The organism is Mobilicoccus caccae (genome assembly GCF_030161635.1).
Lineage (GTDB): Bacteria > Actinomycetota > Actinomycetes > Actinomycetales > Dermatophilaceae > Mobilicoccus > Mobilicoccus caccae.
Genome location: NZ_BSUO01000001.1, coordinates 4,248,818 through 4,266,565 on the forward strand (window position 1 = coordinate 4,248,818; position 17,748 = coordinate 4,266,565).

The window sequence follows — 17,748 nt, forward strand, 5'->3', positions numbered from 1 at the left end:
GCCTCTGTCCAGGGACGTTGCCCGGATGGCACCATGAGTTGCCCGGCATCGCCGCCGGGTGGCGACTCGACGGTCGCGACGACGAGGTCGGCCGACACCCACGGCCGAGGCAGATAGGGCACGCATGGGCAGTATCCACACCATCGACTACGTCGTGATCGGGCTCTACGTCCTCGCGATGCTCGGCATCGGGATCGTGGCGACGTTCTTCGCCAAGGAGCGCGACGACTACCTCCTGGCCGGGCGCCGGCTGAAGTTCCCGCTGTTCTTCGGCTGCATGGCGGCGATGGCCGTCGGTGGCGCCGTGACCGTCGGCGGAGCGCAGCGCGGGTACCAGGTAGGCATCGCCGGTGTCTGGGTCGGTGGCAGCCTCGGTCTCGGCCTGATCGTGCTGGGCGTGCTCATCAGCAGCAAGCTCGCCAAGCTGCGGGCGCTGTCGATCAACGAGGTCATCGAACGCAACTACGGCGCCGGCGCGCGCCTGCTCGGCGCCGTGCTCACCATCATCTACACGGTGTCGTTGACGGTCGTGCAGGTCATCGCGATGGGCAGCATCCTCTCGCTGATCTTCCCGAACCTCACCCTCACCCTCGCCATGGTCATCAGCGGCGGGGTCGTCGTCTTCTACACCTTCCTCGGCGGCATGTGGGCCGTGACGATGACCGACATCGTGCAGTTCGTCATCAAGACGCTCGGCATCATGATCCTCGTCCCGATCTTCCTGCTGACCAACGACTCCTTCGGCGGACTGAACGGCCTGGTCGAGCGTCTGCCCGCCTCGCACTGGGACCCCTGGTCGCTCGGGTTCTCCGGCACCCTCTACTGGATCCTCCTCTACGTCCCCGGCCTCGTGATCGGCCAGGACATCTGGCAGCGCATGTTCACCGCCCGCAACGAGAAGATCGCCCGCACCGGCACGATCCTCGCCGGCGTCTACTCGATGCTCTACGGCCTCGCGGCGGTGCTGCTCGGTATGGCCGTGCTGGCCGTCGGCGCCAAGCCCGACGTTCCCGGTGAGACCTTCGCTCTCGGTGTCGAGCTGTTCCTCCCGCCGGGCATCGCCGGCCTGCTCCTGGCCGCTGCGCTCGCCGCGGCGATGTCGGTCGCCTCGGGCACGATCCTCGCCTGCTCCACGGTCATCTACAACGACATCTACCTGCGCCTCGTGCGCGGTGAGCGGACCTCCGGCGTCGAGCCCGCGGCCGACGACCGCGTCGCCCTCGGCACCTCGGCGATCGAGCGCGAGGTCCACAGCGCCGACGAGCACCGCGTCACCCGCTCCGACGTCTGGATCAACCGCGGCATCGCCCTGGTGATCGGCCTCCTCGTCATCGGCCTGTCGGTCGTCATCGAGGACATCTTCAAGGCGCTCGACCTCGCCTACGCCTTCCTCTCCGGCTGTGTGTTCGTGCCGGTCATCGCGGCGTTCTTCCTGCGTCGTGTCTCCCCGAAGGCGGGCCTGTTGGCGCTGGTGCTGAGCGCGATCGGCGTCGCGGGGTCGATGATCTTCGGTGAGACCGGGCAGGCCGTGGCCATGTTCGGTGAAGAGGCCGGGGCCGACTGGGTCATCGGCGGCAACTACCCGATCATGGTCGGCATGGCCATCGGCATCGTCGTCTACACGTTGTTCACGGTCATCGACCCGAACAAGACGGTGGCCAACACCGAGATCGACGAGGCCGCCGTCGACACGCTGCCGCCGGCCGACGGCGAGACCCACCTGGAGGACCGTCGGGCATGAGTGACCGCTTCGTCTCCACGCGGTACCGGGGTCAGGACTCGACCCCGATGAGCAGCTCGGTCGATCGGGCGTCGCGCTACGACGACGTGATCAACTTCAGCCTCGGTGACCCCGAACTGACGACGGACGCGCGCATCATCGACGCCGCCGCGGCCGACGCCCACGCCGGGTACACCCACTACACCGACACCTACGGCTACCCCGACCTGCGCGAGCAGATCCTCGCGGTCTACGCGGAGGACCACGGCCACACGCACGACCCGTCCGGGGTGATGGTGACGACCAGCGCCTGCCACGGCATGTGGCTCGTGCTGGAGTCGATCCTCGACGACGGCGACGAGGTCATCGTCCTCGCGCCGTACTTCACGCCGTATCCGCACCAGATCCGGCTCGCACGGGGGTGCCCGTCGTCGTCGACACGCGTGAGGAGGACGGCTACCAGCCGCGCGCCGAGGCGCTCGAGGCGGCGATCACCGACCGCACCCGGGCGATCATCCTCAACACCCCGGCCAACCCGACCGGTGCGTGCCTCACGAGGTCCACGTCGCGGGAGATCGCGGCGATCGCCGAGAAGCACGACCTGCTGGTCATCGCCGACGAGATCTACACGGCCTTCAGCTACGCCGAACCCTTCGAACCGTTCGTCACCCTCCCGGGCATGGTGGAGCGCACCGTCACGCTCAACTCCCTGTCCAAGGACTACGTGATGACGGGGTGGCGGATCGGGTACGCGCTCGGCCCGGCCGAGGTCATCCGCACGATGAAGGACGTCAACGAGAACAACGTGTTCACCGCGCCGTCGGTCTCGCAGCGGGCGGCCCTGCACGCCCTGCGGCTGCGGCACGAGATCGTCCCGCCCATCCGGGAGCGCTACCGGGCCCGGCTCATGCGGGCCTACGAACGCGTCCGCGCGACCCCGAACATGAGTTCGCTCGAGCCCGGCGGCAGTATCTACCTGTGGGTCAACGTCAAGGACACGGGCCTGACCAGCGCCGAGGTCGCCGACGTGATCTTCGAGGAGACCCACGTGCTCACCCTGCCGGGCAACGCCTTCGGTGACTGCGGCGAGGGCTACCTCCGTCTGGCGATGACGGTGAGCAGGGACCGCATCGACGAGGCCTTCGACCGCATCGGCCGGATGACGCTCTTCGGCGGGACGGGACAGGCCGGCGCAGGCTCCGGAGTCGTCTGAGCGTCCTCGGCGGAGACCGCGAGTCCTCAGGCACACCGGGACCGCTGAAGCACGACTTCGCCGGCTACTGGTCCAGACGGATCACCGATGAGCATCGCCTCGTCTACAAGGTCGCCGTCGACGAGGTCCGCATCGCCGCATGTCGGTACCACTACGGATGACCGTGGCTCGCCCCGCTCACATGCGGATGTCGGCGCGGGAGCGGCCGTGGGCGTCGAGCCAGGCCACGGCCCGGTCGAAGACCTCGCCGGAGTAGGGGTTGGTGAAGCCCGGGCGTCCCTCGCCGAACTCGGCCAGCGTCGCCGCGGCGTTGCGCAGGTACACGCTGGTCACCGGTTGGCTCGGCGACAACTCGCCCGTGCGCCGGTCCAGCGCCAGTTGCTGGGTGAAGGCGCTGGCGGCGCCGCGGCGGTCGATGAGGCCGGGCTCGACGACCTCGCCGGTGGCGTAGCGCAGCAGATCCTTGTCGGACTCGGTCAGGTACCGGAAGTCGTTGAGCACCGAGAACGACGGTCGCGCCGTCTCTTGCACCGGCTGCGTGGGCGCAACCCGGCGGACCTCGATCGGTTCGGGGCTCGGGGTGATCCGCATGTGGGGCCTCCGTGGTCTCTTCGGACCCTTCCCTCATCGACCTCGAACACGGCCCCTTGAGCGAATGCCGTGGGTGATTCGCTTGCCCATGAGCGGAATTCGCCGAGACCGCCGTCTATAGGGGGCGGTCTCGGCGGGTGGGGGTGGGGTCGCTCGAACCGGCCGGGCCGCAAGGGCCCGTCTGAGTGATACTGGAGGGCGCCATGACGAACACCCCGACGCGCCCCGCCGGCGCCCGCCCGTCCGTCCCGTCGGAGATCCGGGTCCTCATCGCCGCCGCCTTCGTCATCGCCCTCGGCTTCGGCATCATCGCCCCGGTCCTGCCGCAGTACGCCCGCAGCTTCGGGGTGGGCGTGACGGCTGCCTCGGTCATCGTCAGCGCCTTCGCCTTCGCGCGGCTCGTGTTCGCGCCCGGCGGGGGAGCGCTCATCGTCAAGTTCGGCGAGCGCCCCGTCTACATCACCGGCCTGCTCATCGTGGCTGTCTCCACCGCGGCGGCCGGGATGGCCCAGACGTACGAGCAGCTCCTGCTGTTCCGCGGGCTCGGCGGCATCGGGTCGACGATGTTCACGGTCTCGGCGATGGGGTTGATCGTGCGCCTGTCGCCGCCGTCGATCCGCGGCCGGGTGTCGGGCTACTACGCCACGGCGTTCCTCACCGGCAACATCCTCGGTCCGACGCTCGGCGGTCTGCTCGCGCCGTTCGGCTACCGGGCGCCGTTCTTCATCTACGCCGTCGCGCTCGTCATCGCCTCCACCGTGGTGGCCGTGTTCCTCTCCGGCACCTCGCTGCGACCCAAGCCCGGCTCGATCCCGTTGCCCGACATGACGTTCCGAGAGGCCATGACCGACTCCGCCTACCGGTCGGCGCTGGTCTCGGGCTTCGCCAACGGATGGGCGAATTTCGGAGTGCGGATGGCGCTGCTGCCGATGTTCGCGGCCGCGGCGCCCGGGTTGGGGCTGTGGACCGCCGGTGTCGCCCTGACGATCTTCGCCCTCGGCAACGCCGCCGCACTCCAACTGGGTGGCCGGCTGGTCGACAGCCGTGGGCGCAAGCGAGTGCTCATCCTCGGCCTGATCGTCTCCTCGCTGGCGACGGTCGCGCTCGGCTACCTGGATCACCTCGTCCCGTTCTTCGTGCTCTCAGGCATCGCGGGGATGGGCGCAGGACTGTTGAACCCCGCCCAGCAGGCGACCGTGGCCGACGTCGTGGGCTCCGAGCGCAACGGCGGCAAGGTGCTCGCCTACTTCCAGATGGCGACCGACGTGGGCACGATCACCGGCCCGATCGCTGCCGGTGTCATCGTCGACCACTTCGGCTACGGCCCGGCGTTCGCCCTCACGGCTGCGGTGACCGCGCTGGCTGCCGTGGCGTGGATCCCTGCACGCGAGACGATTCCGGGAGGCCGTCCGCCGCGGCGCACGGCGGTCCCGCCGGAGTGAGGGTCCGTCGCCGCCGGTCGATGAGCCGCCACGCCGGCATGAGGGTCGGGGACATCGTCACCAGCACGTAGGCGATGCCCACGGTCCACAGGGCCGGCCCCAGGCCGAGTCCCGTGACGAGCAGTCCGCCGACCAGCCCCCCGACGGGCAGCAGCGCCCAGGCGCAGGCCATGGCGAGCGTGTTGACCCGGCCCATGAGGTGCCCCGGGATCCGTTCGACGATGACGGCGCCGAGGATGGGGTTGATGAACCCGGCCGCGAACCCGCCGATGGCGAGGACGGTGAGGGTGACCGGCAGCGGCGCCCCGATCGCGAGGACGGCGAAGCGGGGGAGTCCGACCAGCAGGTAGGCCCCGATGTAGACCGTGCGACGCGGGAGTCGTTCGCCGAGACCTGCGGCCACGATCGCCCCCAGCACCGAGGAGGCCGAGGCGACCGCGAAGAGGAATCCGAGGGCCGCCGGTCCACCACCGGTCTGCAGCGCCCACATCGGGGCGAGCGCGACACCGAAGGCCTGCTCGAGCATGTTCGTCACGGCCAGCACGGCGATGATCGCGACGAGCACGGAGTCGCCGCGGAGGAACCGCCACCCCTCGCGCAGCCGGCCGAAGTAGCTCGTGCACCCCTCGGGTGCGCCGGAGCGGAGGTCCACGCACGCCACGCGCGGTCCGAGGAGCAACCCGGCCACGAGGACGTCGAGGGTGAACGCCCCGACGGTGAGCCACAGGGCCGTGGCGCCGCCCACCGCTGCGATGACCAGACCGCCGAGGGCCGCGCCGAGGGTGGCGGCCAGCCGGTCGACCGCACCGTAGGCGCCGCTGACCTTCTCCAGCGAGGCTCCCGAGGCCACCGCGACGACGGGGACGAGCGTCGCCTTGGCGCCGTCTCCGGGCGCCCGGAGGATACCGATGAAGACGACGAGCGCCACGAGCATCGGGTAGGACAGCATGCCGGTGCCGTGCAGCGCGGGGATCGCGGCGATGCCGAGCACGCTCAGCGTCCCGCTGACGACCGAGACCGGGATCGGGCCGATGCGGTCGATGAGCGGCCCCGACAGGGCCTTGACCACGACGTACGGAGCGAGCTCGGCGAAGGCCACGACGCCGGTGAGGGCGGGGCTGCCGGTCGTCGTCAGCACGTACCAGGGCACGGCGATGGCGGCGAGTCGGGTTCCTGCCAAAGAGAACACGGTGACGCTGATGAAGATCCACAGGACCTGCGGTGAGACCTGCCGTGTCGTCCGTTCGATGCCGATGCCCTGATCCACGTCGTCACGCTAAGGGCGCCGAGGGCGGGTCGAACGTCCTGAACGAGAGTTCATACCCCTGTGGTGCGAAGTCTTGACCGGGGGCAGACGGTTCATGATGGAGGCATGACGAACAGCGCTCCGCAGCCCACCGACGTGTCCCCGATCGAGGTGCCGACCGCCGTCCGCGAGGCCGCCCGCGCGGCCCGGCGCGTCACGGTGCTCACCGGGGCCGGGATGTCGGCCGAGAGCGGGGTTCCGACCTTTCGCGGCGCCAAGGGCGGGCTCTGGGAGGAGTTCGACCCCATGACGCTCGCCTCGCAGCGCGGGTGGGACGCCGATCCCGACCTCGTGTGGGCCTGGTACGCGTGGCGGATCGGGCTCGTGCGGGCGTTGGAGCCCAACGCCGGTCACCGCGCGTTGGCGCGCTGGGCGAACGGCGGTGGGGTCGAGGTGCGGATCGCCACCCAGAACGTCGACGACCTGCACGAACGGGCCGGGTCGGAGGTCCTCGCGCACGTGCACGGCGACCTCTTCGCCCTGCGGTGCTCGGTCTGTGGCGCCCCCTTCGAGGACGAGCCGGAGATCCCCGCCGAGCCGGTCCAGCGCCTCGAGCCGCCGCTGTGCGGAGAGTGCGGTGAGTACGTGCGGCCGGGGGTGGTGTGGTTCGGCGGGATGCTGCCCGAGGGGGCCTTCGACGCCGCGCTCGACGCCTGCCTGGACGCGGATCTCGTGCTGGTCGTGGGCACGTCGGGGATCGTGTATCCCTTCGCGTCGCTGCCCGACATCGCCCGTGGCCACGGCGTCACGGTCGTCGAGATCAACCCGGAGGACACCGATCTGTCCTCCGGCGTCGACCACGTGTGGCGGGCCACCGCGGCCACGGCGCTCCCGGCACTGGTCGAGGCCTTGGAGGCAGACCCGGCCTGACGGCTGCACCTGCTCGGGCGGTCAGTCCGGGCGGGTGGCGCCCTTCTCGGCGAGGAGGCGGTTCACCTGCTCGCTGATGGTCCATCGATTGATGAGCCCGTGCATGCGCCGGCCGTCGAGGTAGACCACGGGACCGCCGTCCGGTTCCAGTCCTTCCACGTCGAAGGAGTCGTCCTCGACCTTGAAGGAGTCCGCGCCGCCGGCCATCCGATCACGGAGCGCATCGACGTCGAGACCGAGCGTCCCGGCCACCTCGCAGACGGCCTGTTCGTCGAACTCGCCACGGCACCGCGCGAGCGCGTCGTGCAGCTCCCAGATCTTGCCCTGCCGGTCGGCGGCCTCGAGGGCGAGCGCGGCGGTCCGGGCCTCCGGTGTGTAGGCCTTGTGTCGCAGGTACAGGCGGAGGTGTCCCTGCTCCACCAGGTCGGAGGCCTCTTTCAGTGCCTCGGTGAGGCGCCAGCGTCCCGGGTAGCTCATGTCGGCGTAGTTGACGAGCGCCACCGGCGCGTCGGGGGAACCCACCAGGTGGTCGCGGTCGTCCTCGGGTGGCCGCTCGAGCGTCTCGCCGATCGGGGGTGGTAGTGGCCGTAGCCGGCCGGCGACGGCGAAGATCGCGGCGCCGAGCGCGAGGGCCACGAGGGATGCGGTGAGCACGCCCACCCGGGCCTGGTCGGCCGACCCCTCGTCCTCGAACGCGATGGAGGCGACCAGGAGGGAGATCGTGAAACCCATGCCGGAGAGCGCGCCGACACCGGCGATGCGGGGCAGGTCCACTCCGGGCAGCCTCGCCGAGGGGACCAGCCGGAGCACGAGCGCGGCTCCGAGGGTGACGCCGACCAGCTTGCCGAGAACCAGTCCGGCGATCACACCCCAGGTGATGTCCGAGCGGAAGGCGGCGGCGATCGCGTCGCCGGACAGGGCGATCCCGGCGTTCGCGAGCGCGAACAGCGGAACCACGAGGAAGTTCACGTACGGGGGAGGGCGAACGAGAGGCGCTGGTTGAGGGGCATGGTGTAGGCGAGGGCGTCTCGCATCACCTGGGCCGTGACGGGGGCGGGTGTCTGCCGGAAGAGGTGGTAGATCTCGTTGGCCTGCGCCAGGTCCTTGCTGCGGACGTTGTACACCGGCATGAGCAGGGCGATGAGGACGCCGGCGATGGTCGCGTGGACTCCCGAGAGGTACACGGCGTACCAGATGACGAGGGCGAGGGCGACGTACGGAGCCGCCCGCCAGACGCCGGCGCGCTGCAGCAGCCACACGCCGACCAGCCCCGCCGCTGCCACGGCGAGTGCGGTGGTCTCGAGCGAACTCGTGTAGAAGATCGCGATCACGAGCAGGGCCCCGATGTCGTCGATGACGGCGAACGCGAGGAGGAACAGCCGCAGCCGCGGCGCTCGTCGTGGGCCGACGAGGGCGAGCATGCCGATGGCGAACGCGGTGTCGGTGGAGATCACGGTTCCCCAGGCGTGGGCGCCGGGGCCGTCGCCGGCCACCGCCAGATAGACGAGCGCGGGGACGACCAGCCCACCGAGGGCCGCGGCCACCGGCAGGAGCGCGCGACCCGGCGTGCTCAATTCGCCCAACGTGAGTTCCCGCCGCACGTCGAGCCCCACCATGAAGAAAAAGGCCGACATGAGGCCCTCGTCCACCCACCCGTGCAGCGTCAGCTCGATCGCCAGGGGACCCACCCTGAGCGAGGCCGGCGTCTCCCACAGCTGGTGGTAGCTGTCGCCGACGTTCGCCCACACGAGGGCGACCACCGTGGCGAGCGCCAGGGCGATCGCGGCGTACGTCTCGTTCGTCAGTCTCCGGCGCCACCGCCCCCGCCGTCGGAGGTAGGGGTCGACCAGGCTCCGGTCCTTCATCGAACCGCCCGGACTCCGACGTGGGAGCACGGTGCGTGCGCCGCCGCGACGTCCTGCGCGGTCTCTGGTGTCCACTCCACCGGTCTACTCCTCCCATGCCGCTCGCGATCACCGGGCGCCCAGGATTCATCAGTGCGGACCGTGCGGCAACCGGGAGGAGTGCGCCCTGGCTAGGGTGTGGCCATCCCTCGGAAAGGCGCCGCCCATGCCCTCTCTCTCAGAGATCGTCGACCCCTCCGCGATCCGGCTCGACGTCGCTGCCGACGACTGGCGGGCCGCGATCCGTGCGGCCGGTGGCCTGCTGGTCTCCACGGGTGTCAGCGGTGACTCCTACACGGAGGAGATGATCGGGGTCGTCGAACGATACGGCCCCTACATCGTCATCGCCCCGGGCTTCGCCTTCGCCCACTCCCGCCGCGACGACTCCGTGCGCCGCACCGGGATGAGCGTGGTGCGCCTCGCCTCCCCGGTGACCTTCGGCCATGACACCAACGACCCCGTGACGCTCGTCGTGGCCCTGGCGGCGGCCGACGACGACAGCCACCGCAAGGCGATGGCGAGCCTCGCGGGTCTGATCGCCCAGCCCGACCGGCGGGCGGCGATGGACGAGGCGGCGACGCCGCAGGAGATGCACCGCGCCTTCACCGAGCGTGCCGCGGAACCCGATCGACAGCGCGAATCCACGACTCCGCAAACCGGACCGGCTCAGCAGTCCCCGTCCGGAGACGGCACGGCCGCCACGGCCGCCGCCGCCGCGAACGACACCTCACGTCGGCAGGAGCCGGAGGAGGACACCGTGGCCAGCAAGGGATTCATCCTCACCGTCTGCGGCAACGGCCTGGGCACCAGCCTGTTCCTCAAGAACACCCTCGAAGGTGTGCTCGACCACTGGGGGTGGGGGCGCTTCGTGCGGGTGGAGGCGACCGACACCATCTCGGCCCGCGGCCGGGCGCAGGAGGCCGACGTCCTGTTCACCTCGGGCGCCATCGCCGAGGCACTCGGTGACGTCGGGGTGCCCGTCGAGGTGATCCAGGACTTCACCTCCTCCGGGGAGATCGACGACGCCCTGCGTCGTGTGTACGCCGTCGACACCTCGGAGGTGCCCGAATGAATCCCCTGGTCAGCGTCGCGCAGTTCCTCGTCAACGAGATCCTCGCGGTGCCCGCGTTCCTCATCGGCATCATCACCGCGATCGGGCTCGCCGCCCTCGGACGCCCGGTGGGTCAGGTCGCGGGCAGCGCGACCAAGGCGGTCCTCGGGTTCCTGCTCATCGGGGCCGGCGCGAATCTGGTCGTCGCATCGCTCGAGCCGTTGGGCGTGATGATCCAGGGCGCCCTCGGCGCTCAGGGTGTCGTGCCGACCAACGAGGCCATCGTCGGCATCGCGCAGGAGCGGTTCGGCGCCCAGGTGTCGTGGCTGATGATCCTCGGGTTCGTCGTCGCGCTGCTGCTGGCGCGGTTCACGCCGCTGCGGTACGTCTTCCTCACCGGCCACCACCTGTTGTTCATGTCGACGCTCATCACGGTCGTCATGATGTCGGCGGGCATGCCGTCGGCGCTGGCCGTGGGCCTGGGGGCGCTGCTGCTGGGCATCCTCATGGTGTCGCTGCCCGCGCTCGCGCACCCGTGGACGCGCAAGATCACCGGCGACGACTCCATCGCCATCGGCCACTTCGGCACGGCGGGGTACATCGCGGCCGGGGTCGCCGGACGCCTCGTGGGCGGCAAGGGCACAAGCCCGTCGACCGAGGACGTCCGGGTGCCCGAATCGCTGCGGTTCCTGCGGGATTCGATGGTGGCGACGGCGTTGTCGATGGTGCTCATGTACCTCGCGGTGGCGGTCGCGTTCCTCCTGCGGGCGGGTCAGGAGACGGCGTTCACGGCCTTCCCCGACGGCGCGAGCGGGGTGGGCAACTACCTCATGCAGGCCGTGACGCAGGGTCTGCAGTTCGGGATCTCGGTGGCGGTCATCCTCTTCGGTGTCCGCACGATCCTCGGGGAGCTGGTGCCGGCGTTCCAGGGCATCGCGAACAAGGTCGTGCCCGGCGCCATCCCGGCGCTGGACGCCCCGATCGTCTTCCCCTACGCGCAGAACGCCGTGCTCATCGGCTTCATCGCGAGCTTCACCGGCGGCCTGGTCGGCCTGCTGACCCTGGGCCTGTGGTTCGGGCCCGCGTTCGGGCTGGCGCTGATCCTGCCCGGCCTCGTGCCGCACTTCTTCACCGGCGGTGCGGCCGGCGTCTACGGCAACGCCACCGGTGGTCGTCGCGGCGCCGTCGCGGGCGGCTTCGTCAACGGCCTGCTCATCACCTACCTCCCGGCGATGCTCATGAAGGTCATGGGCGAGTTCGGCGCGGAGAACACGACGTTCGGCGACACCGACTTCGGCTGGTTCGGCGTGCTGCTCGGGTACGGAGCACGGTTGGGCGTCGTGCCCGGCGCCGTCGTGGCCGTGGCGATGGGGCTGGTCCTGCTCGTCGTCGCGATCCTCGTGCAGCGCCGCGTCGTCGACACCGGTTGGGACCCGGCTCCTCGTCGCGCGGGCGTGGCCAAGTCGGGCCTGGCCTCAGGTGGCACGGGTACGGCAACGGCGGCGACGTCCTCGGGCGGCACCCCGCGACGCACCCACCCGCGGGTCCGCCCGCCGGAGGGCGCACCGACCCCGCCGCCACCACCCGCAGGCTGAGCAGACATCCGAAGCAGACATCCGAAAGGACAGCCGTGCTGTCGCCATGACGGCAGTGCGGCTGTCCGCTCGTCTGTCTGCCCGCTTCCGTGCGGCTCGGGCGGGTGCTGCGCGGAAACCCCGGAACGCCCGGCGAAGAGCGCCGGCGGCTCCTACCGTTCGAGGTGAACCCCGAGCGGAAGGACTCCTCATGGACACCCAGCAGGCCACGGACCTGGCACGCGGGCAGATGCCGATGGTGCGCGACGCGTTGAGCCGGTTGGTGGCGCACCCCTCGATCGCGTTCGACGGCTTCCCCGCCGAGCCGATGCACGCCATCGGCGAGGACCTGCTGGAGATGTTCCGCGGCGCCGGGGTCCCGGACGCCCGCCTCCTCGACCTGGGCGTCGGCTACCCCACGCTGTACGCCGAGATCCCCGGCCCGGAGGGCTCGCCCGTCGTGACGCTGTACGCGCACTACGACGTGCAGCCCGCGCCGGAATCGCAGGGCTGGACCACCGACCCCTGGACCCTCACCGAGGGTGAGGACGGCCGCTGGTACGGCCGGGGCGCCGCCGACGACAAGTCCGGCGTCGTGGCCCACCTCGCCACGCTCGCCGCCTTCGAGGGCCGGCCGCCGGTCACGATCCGCCTGTGCATCGAGGGGGAGGAGGAGGCGGCCGGCAACATCGACGACTACGTGGCGCGCCACCCCGAGCAGTTCGCCTCGGACGTGTTCGTGGTGGCCGACAGCGGCAACGCCTCCGTCGGCGAGCCCGGCCTGACGACCGGCCTGCGGGGCAACGTCACCGTCACCGTCACCGTGCGCACCATCGAGAAGTCCCTGCACTCGGGCCTGTTCGGCGGCGGAGCACCCGACGCCCTCGTCTCGATGATCCAGTTGCTCGGCTCGATGTACGACGAGAACGGCGCCACCGTGATCGCCGGCCTCGACTCCTACGAGTGGCCCGACGGTCACGTCGACGAGCGGATGTTCCGTGAGTCCGCCGCAGTCCTCGACGGGGTGGACCTGCCCGGGGAGGGCGACCTCGCCTCCCGCCTGTGGTCGCGTCCGGCCGCGACGGTCATCGGCCTGGACGCCTGCCCGGTCGACGGTGCGGCCAACGCCGTCCCGCCCTCGGCGCGCGCCCGGGTCTCGCTGCGCATCGCCCCCGGGTCGGACCCGCAGCGGCAGGCCGAGATCCTCACGTCCTTCCTGCAGGAGAACGCGCCACGCGGTGCCCACGTCGAGGTCACCGACGTCAAGATCAACCAGCCGTTCCTCGCCGCGACCGACGGTCCGGCGGTAGGCCTCGCCCTCGACTGCCTCGGCGAGGTGTTCGGCAAGCCCGCCGCCCAGCACGGCAGCGGCGGGTCGATCCCGCTGGTCGAGACCTTCCTGTCCACCTCCGACGGCGCCGAGGCCATCCTCTGGGGCGCCGAGGACGAGGAGAAGGCCCGCATCCACGGCCCCGACGAGTCCGTCGACCCCAAGGAGCTCGAGGACCTCATCGCCACCCAGATCCTCTTCCTCGCCCGCCTCGCCGAATCCCGCTGAGGTGACCACCGGCCGGGCGCGTCACCCCTGGGTGGGCGCCCGGCCTTGGTGTGACGTCGACCGGGCCGACCCGCACAATGTCTGAATGGACGGATTACTGATCAACGTCGCCCTGGTGCTGGCCTTCATCCTCCTCGGAGGGGTGTTCGCCGCATCGGAGATCGCGTTGGTCTCGTTGCGGGACAGCCAGATCGGCGGGATGGCCGAGCGTGGCGGTTCCGGGCTCGTCGTGCAGCGCCTCACCCAGGACAGTAACCGGTTCCTCTCGGCGGTGCAGGTCGGGGTGACCCTCGCCGGGTTCTTCTCGGCCTCCTTCGGCGCGGCGACCATCGCGCCCTATCTCGCGCCGTGGCTCGAGCAGCTCGGGGTCGTCGACACCGTCTCGGACACCCTGGCGTTCGTCCTCACCACCCTGGCCATCTCCTACCTCTCCCTCGTCCTCGGAGAACTGGTCCCCAAACGGCTCGCCATGCAGAGCGCGGAGGGGTTCGCCCTCGTCGTCGCCCGCCCGCTCGACACCATCGCCACGGTGCTGCGGCCGGTCATCTGGTTCCTCGGCCTGTCGACCAACGTCGTCATGCGTCTGCTCGGCCGCAACCCCGAGGAACAGAAGGAGTCGATGGACGCGGCCGAGCTGCGCGCGATCGTCGCCGAGCAGGAGGACCTCGGTGAGGACGAGCGCGGCATGGTCGTCGACATCCTCGCCGCCGGTGAACGCACCGTCTCGGAGATCATGACGCCCCGCACCGAGGTCGACTTCCTCGAGGCGACGCTGCCCGTCGGCGAGGCCCGCCGGGTCGTGCAGAGCCTCGAACGCTCCCGCTACCCCGTCAGCGACAACGGCGTGGACGACGTCATCGGCTTCCTGCACATCCGCGACCTGCTCATCGACGAGTCCTCGACCGTCGCCGGTCACGGCCTGCAGGTCGGTGACCTCGTGCGCGAGATCCTCGTCATGCCCGGCAGTACCCCGCTGTTCGCCTGCCTCACCCACATGCGTGAGGCCCGCTCCCACCTCGCGCTCGTCGTCGACGAGTACGGCGGCACCGACGGCATCGTCACTCTCGAGGACGTCATGGAGGAGTTCGTCGGCGAGATCGAGGACGAGTACGACCAGGCCGAACCCATCCGGATCGTGCGGCCGGGCCGCCGCGAGGTCTCGGGCCTGCTCGGGCGGGCCGAGGCCGGCAAGGTCCTCGGGGTCGAGCTTCCCGAGGGCCCCTACGACACGATCGGCGGGCTCGTGATGCACTTGCTCGGTCGCCTCCCCGAGGTGGGCGACGAGGTCACCTGGGACGTGTTCACCCTCACCGTGCTCGAGATGGACGGCCGCCGGGTCGACCGGGTCGAAGCACGCCGACACGCCGACGAGACCCGACTCGCCGACGAGCGGGAAAGATCTGCCGCCATCGTGCGTTGACACGGGAGAATCGAGCGAGACCCGTCTCTTCGCCGGGCCGACCTCGCGCCGATCAGACCGTTGCACGGGCACACCTCCCCGCATGAAGGACACCGATGCCAGCTACCGCCACACCCCCGGAGACGCTCGCGACACCCGGGACGACCGCGGATCCGAACGCCGCGACGACTCGCGCGACCGGTTCCGGGGTGGCTCGCGCCGTCAGGACCCCCGCGACGACTCACAGGCGCCCAAGCCGTGGCGGACCGAGGGCATGCCCAAGGACGGTGACGGGGAGGACGGCAAGAAGAACCCGAACTGGAAGTGGATGCTCGCCGTGCTGGCGGTGCTCTACCTCATCATGTTCGGGTTCATGCAGCTGCAGAACGTGGCCAGTGCGCCGCGCGAGATCCCCTACACCGAGTTCCAGCAGCAGTTGGCCGCCAAGAACGTCGAGAAGGTCCGCGCCAAGGGCGACACCTTCGAGGGAGTCCTGCGCCAGGACGCCGCCGACCCCGGCGCCGAGGGCTCGACGTACAAGAACTTCACCACCGAACGCCCCACGTGGGCCGATGACAAGCCGCTGACCGCGCTTCGGGAGGGCGGTGCGGTGGTCAGCGCCGAGTCGGTCATCGAGCAGCGCAGTCTGCTCGCGACGGCGTTGTTCTCCTTCGGTCCTATCCTGCTGCTCGTCGCGCTGTGGGTGTGGATGCTGCGCAAGAGCCGCTCGATGATGGGCGGCGGCCTCATGGGCGGCAACAAGAAGAAGGGCCCGGTCGACCCCGAGACCGTGCGGGTCACCTTCGACGACGTCGCCGGTATCGACGAGGTCGAGAACGAGATCTACGAGATCGTCGACTTCCTCAAGAACCCCGACAAGTACCGGCGCCTCGGCGCACGCGCCCCCAAGGGTGTGCTGCTGGCGGGTAGCCCCGGTACCGGTAAGACGCTGCTCGCCCGGGCGACCGCCGGCGAGGCCGAGGTCCCGTTCTTCTCGGCCAGCGCGTCGGAGTTCATCGAGATGATCGTCGGTGTCGGTGCCCAGCGCGTACGCGAGCTGTTCGAGGAGGCCCGCAAGGTCGCCCCCTCGATCGTCTTCATCGACGAGATCGACACCATCGGCCGCTCCCGCGGCGGCTCACGCGCCATGGGTGGACATGACGAGCGCGAGCAGACGCTCAACCAGATCCTCACCGAGATGGACGGCTTCTCCGGCAGCGAGGGCGTCGTCGTGCTGGCCGCGACCAACCGCGCCGATGTCCTCGACTCCGCGCTGCTGCGTCCGGGCCGCTTCGACCGCACGATCCAGGTGCACGCGCCCGACGCGCTCGGACGTGAGCAGATCCTCGCGGTGCACAGCCGCGAGGTCCCGCTCGGCGACGACGTCGACCTGCGCGCGGTGGCCAAGTCGACCCCCGGTATGACCGGTGCCGAGCTGGCCAACCTCGTCAACGAGGCGGCCCTGCTCGCGGCACGCAAGAACACCGACGCCGTCACCCAGTCCGACATGTTCGAGGCGCTGGAGAAGGTCCAGCTCGGCGCGGCACGCAACGTCATCATGCCGCCGGAGGAGCGCCGCCGCACGGCCTACCACGAGGCCGGACACGCGCTGCTCGGCATGCTGCAGCCCGGCGCCGACCCGGTGCGCAAGGTGTCGATCATCCCGCGCGGGCGGGCGCTCGGCGTCACGCTCTCCACGCCGGACGCCGACCGGTACGGCTACGACGAGGAGTACCTGCGCGGGCGCATCATCGGCGCCCTGGGTGGTATGGCGGCCGAGGAGTTGATCTTCGGCGTCATCACCACCGGCGCCGAGTCCGACCTCGACTCCAGCACCAACATCGCCCGCAGCATGGTCGGCCGGTGGGGCATGAGCGAGAAGGTCGGGCCGGTGCAGATCTACCCCAGCGACGGCGACCCCCGCTCCGCCGGATTCTCCGACGCGATCCTCGCCCGCGCCGACGACGAGGTGCGCCGCATCGTCGACGAGTGCTACCGCGAGGCCGTGCGCCTGCTGCGCGAGCACCGCGACAAGCTCGAGCGCATCACGATCGCGGTGCTCGAGAAGGAAACCCTCGACGAGGCCGACGTGTACGCCGCCGCCGGGATCGATCGCCCCAACCCCGAGGAGATCCCCTCGCCCATCCAGGGCGGATCCACTGCACCTGTGCCGCAGGAGCCGGCCGACGGGGACGCACCCGCGGATCGACCGGGCGAGGACCACCGGTCGGGCGAGGAACACCGGCCCTGAGGTGTCGGTGCGTGGCGTGATGCGCGTGGAGGGCCGGTGCCCTCAGTCCGCGAGACCGTGGGCCAGGAACGCGAAGGCCTGATCGAGCGCGGTGGGCAGGTCCGGCGCGCTCTCGCGTGAGGACACGGCGTCGGAGTCGCTCGCCTCGGCGACCTGCCGACCGTACAGATAGGTGGCCCGGGTGGCGGCCATGACGGCGGCCACGGTGATGCGCACTCTCAGCTCGGGGAGGTCGTCGTGGCGCGCGGTCGCCGCTGCGACCAGCGCGGATTCGACCTCACGGGTCGCGCCGATCATCGCCGCACCCAGGCGCGGGTCGCGCCCGACCACGGCCCGGCGTCGTGACCGCAGCACGTCGTCCTCGATGACGGAGACGGCCGCCGAGATCACCGTGGTCACGGCGGTGAAGAGGTCCTCGGAGCTCGGCCGTGCGCGCAGGGCCGCGGCCAGGCGTTCGCCCACGTCGGGGGCCATGCCGATGACGGCGGCGTCCTTGGTGGGGAAGTAGTTGAAGAACGTGCGCGCCGACACATCCGCCACGGCCGCGATCTCGTCGGTCGTGACGTCGTCGAGTCCGCGTTCGGACACGAGGGTCAGGGCCGCCTGGTGCAGGGCGCGACGGGTGAGGCGCTTCTTGCGTTCGCGCAGGCCGCACGTGGAATCACCGGCCAGGGGTGAGAGGGCGTGAGCGTCGCCGTCGCCGAGAACCGAGTCGTGCGCGACGCCGTGCACGGCATGACGTACGGGGTCGGGCGCAGAACCGGACTCGACGTCGGGGTCGAGGGGGCAGGAGACGGTGAATCGGACACAGACGGGCACCTCCACAGGCGAGAACATCATTATGCACTACCTGTAAAGTTGCAGCCACT

14 protein-coding genes and 1 pseudogene are annotated in these 17,748 nt (G+C 70.6%); 10 read left to right on the forward strand and 5 right to left on the reverse strand.

Features of this window, described 5'->3' with window-relative positions; translation table 11 throughout:
* Positions 1–124 precede the first annotated feature (124 nt).
* The 3 genes and pseudogenes from QQK49_RS20945 to QQK49_RS20955 all read left to right on the forward strand — a co-directional run bounded on the left by QQK49_RS20945 (position 125) and on the right by QQK49_RS20955 (position 3,094).
* Positions 125–1,741: a sodium:solute symporter family transporter gene (locus QQK49_RS20945; RefSeq protein WP_284305689.1), complete on the forward strand. Its 1,617-nt coding sequence runs from the start codon at positions 125–127 to the stop codon at positions 1,739–1,741.
* Between the two features lie 47 nt (positions 1,742–1,788).
* A pseudogene (locus QQK49_RS20950) lies at positions 1,789–2,933 on the forward strand (aminotransferase class I/II-fold pyridoxal phosphate-dependent enzyme).
* Entirely contained in the window at positions 2,930–3,094 is a 165-nt protein-coding gene (locus QQK49_RS20955; RefSeq protein ID WP_284305966.1) for a Txe/YoeB family addiction module toxin, read from the forward strand. Before QQK49_RS20950 ends, QQK49_RS20955 begins: the two are co-directional and overlap by 4 nt.
* A gap of 16 nt (positions 3,095–3,110) precedes the next feature.
* Here the strand turns inward: QQK49_RS20955 and QQK49_RS20960 are convergent, their stop codons facing one another.
* A complete protein-coding gene (locus QQK49_RS20960) occupies positions 3,111–3,524 on the reverse strand; it encodes a hypothetical protein (RefSeq protein WP_284305690.1) in 414 nt (137 codons plus the stop codon).
* Between the two features lie 203 nt (positions 3,525–3,727).
* Between QQK49_RS20960 and QQK49_RS20965 the strand changes: the two genes are divergently transcribed.
* Positions 3,728–4,966 carry an MFS transporter gene (locus tag QQK49_RS20965; RefSeq protein ID WP_284305691.1) on the forward strand — a complete coding sequence of 413 codons (1,239 nt, stop codon included), beginning with the start codon at positions 3,728–3,730 and terminating at the stop codon, positions 4,964–4,966.
* Here QQK49_RS20965 and QQK49_RS20970 read toward each other — a convergent pair.
* Entirely contained in the window at positions 4,863–6,233 is a 1,371-nt protein-coding gene (locus QQK49_RS20970) for an MFS transporter (RefSeq protein ID WP_284305692.1), read from the reverse strand. The two genes, QQK49_RS20965 and QQK49_RS20970, sit on opposite strands and share 104 nt — an antisense overlap.
* Before the next feature lie 105 nt (positions 6,234–6,338).
* Between QQK49_RS20970 and QQK49_RS20975 the strand changes: the two genes are divergently transcribed.
* The gene (locus QQK49_RS20975; RefSeq protein WP_284305693.1) at positions 6,339–7,142 is read left to right on the forward strand and encodes an SIR2 family NAD-dependent protein deacylase; all 804 of its coding nucleotides are present in this window, start codon (positions 6,339–6,341) and stop codon (positions 7,140–7,142) included.
* Between the two features lie 21 nt (positions 7,143–7,163).
* On the opposite strand, the gene QQK49_RS20980 is transcribed toward QQK49_RS20975, so the two are convergent.
* Together QQK49_RS20980 and QQK49_RS20985 are read right to left on the reverse strand one after the other, a co-directional pair.
* Complete coding sequence (locus QQK49_RS20980; RefSeq protein WP_284305694.1) at positions 7,164–8,111, reverse strand: Na+/H+ antiporter NhaA; 948 nt, start codon at positions 8,109–8,111, stop codon at positions 7,164–7,166.
* Positions 8,108–9,007 carry a Na+/H+ antiporter NhaA gene (locus tag QQK49_RS20985; protein WP_284305695.1) on the reverse strand — a complete coding sequence of 300 codons (900 nt, stop codon included), beginning with the start codon at positions 9,005–9,007 and terminating at the stop codon, positions 8,108–8,110. Before QQK49_RS20985 ends, QQK49_RS20980 begins: the two co-directional genes overlap by 4 nt.
* 205 nt (positions 9,008–9,212) lie before the next feature.
* On the opposite strand from QQK49_RS20985, the gene QQK49_RS20990 reads away from it, so the two are divergent.
* The 5 genes from QQK49_RS20990 (at position 9,213) to ftsH (ending at position 16,879) form a co-directional block, all read left to right on the forward strand.
* Entirely contained in the window at positions 9,213–10,118 is a 906-nt protein-coding gene (locus QQK49_RS20990) for a PTS sugar transporter subunit IIAB (RefSeq protein ID WP_284305696.1), read from the forward strand.
* Positions 10,115–11,692: a PTS ascorbate transporter subunit IIC gene (gene ulaA / locus QQK49_RS20995; RefSeq protein ID WP_284305697.1), complete on the forward strand. Its 1,578-nt coding sequence runs from the start codon at positions 10,115–10,117 to the stop codon at positions 11,690–11,692. Before QQK49_RS20990 ends, ulaA begins: the two co-directional genes overlap by 4 nt.
* A gap of 190 nt (positions 11,693–11,882) precedes the next feature.
* Positions 11,883–13,229, forward strand: a complete 1,347-nt coding sequence (locus QQK49_RS21000) for a M20/M25/M40 family metallo-hydrolase (protein ID WP_284305698.1) — start codon at positions 11,883–11,885, stop codon at positions 13,227–13,229.
* An 85-nt stretch (positions 13,230–13,314) separates the two neighbouring features.
* The gene (locus QQK49_RS21005; protein ID WP_284305699.1) at positions 13,315–14,649 is read left to right on the forward strand and encodes a hemolysin family protein; all 1,335 of its coding nucleotides are present in this window, start codon (positions 13,315–13,317) and stop codon (positions 14,647–14,649) included.
* Between the two features lie 82 nt (positions 14,650–14,731).
* Complete coding sequence (gene ftsH / locus QQK49_RS21010; protein WP_284305700.1) at positions 14,732–16,879, forward strand: ATP-dependent zinc metalloprotease FtsH; 2,148 nt, start codon at positions 14,732–14,734, stop codon at positions 16,877–16,879.
* 42 nt (positions 16,880–16,921) lie between these two features.
* Here ftsH and QQK49_RS21015 read toward each other — a convergent pair whose 3' ends face one another.
* The gene (locus QQK49_RS21015) at positions 16,922–17,719 is read right to left on the reverse strand and encodes a TetR family transcriptional regulator (protein WP_284305701.1); all 798 of its coding nucleotides are present in this window, start codon (positions 17,717–17,719) and stop codon (positions 16,922–16,924) included.
* Positions 17,720–17,748: the final 29 nt, after the last annotated feature.

Coding starts and splice junctions, on each gene's coding strand:
- QQK49_RS20945 (WP_284305689.1), top strand. CDS start 125: ATGGGCAGTATCCACACCATCGACTACGTCGTGATCGGGCTCTACGTC.
- QQK49_RS20960 (WP_284305690.1), bottom strand. CDS start 3,524: ATGCGGATCACCCCGAGCCCCGAACCGATCGAGGTCCGCCGGGTTGCG.
- QQK49_RS20965 (WP_284305691.1), top strand. CDS start 3,728: ATGACGAACACCCCGACGCGCCCCGCCGGCGCCCGCCCGTCCGTCCCG.
- QQK49_RS20975 (WP_284305693.1), top strand. CDS start 6,339: ATGACGAACAGCGCTCCGCAGCCCACCGACGTGTCCCCGATCGAGGTG.
- QQK49_RS20985 (WP_284305695.1), bottom strand. CDS start 9,007: ATGAAGGACCGGAGCCTGGTCGACCCCTACCTCCGACGGCGGGGGCGG.
- QQK49_RS20990 (WP_284305696.1), top strand. CDS start 9,213: ATGCCCTCTCTCTCAGAGATCGTCGACCCCTCCGCGATCCGGCTCGAC.
- ulaA (WP_284305697.1), top strand. CDS start 10,115: ATGAATCCCCTGGTCAGCGTCGCGCAGTTCCTCGTCAACGAGATCCTC.
- QQK49_RS21000 (WP_284305698.1), top strand. CDS start 11,883: ATGGACACCCAGCAGGCCACGGACCTGGCACGCGGGCAGATGCCGATG.
- QQK49_RS21005 (WP_284305699.1), top strand. CDS start 13,315: ATGGACGGATTACTGATCAACGTCGCCCTGGTGCTGGCCTTCATCCTC.
- ftsH (WP_284305700.1), top strand. CDS start 14,732: ATGAAGGACACCGATGCCAGCTACCGCCACACCCCCGGAGACGCTCGC.
- QQK49_RS21015 (WP_284305701.1), bottom strand. CDS start 17,719: ATGATGTTCTCGCCTGTGGAGGTGCCCGTCTGTGTCCGATTCACCGTC.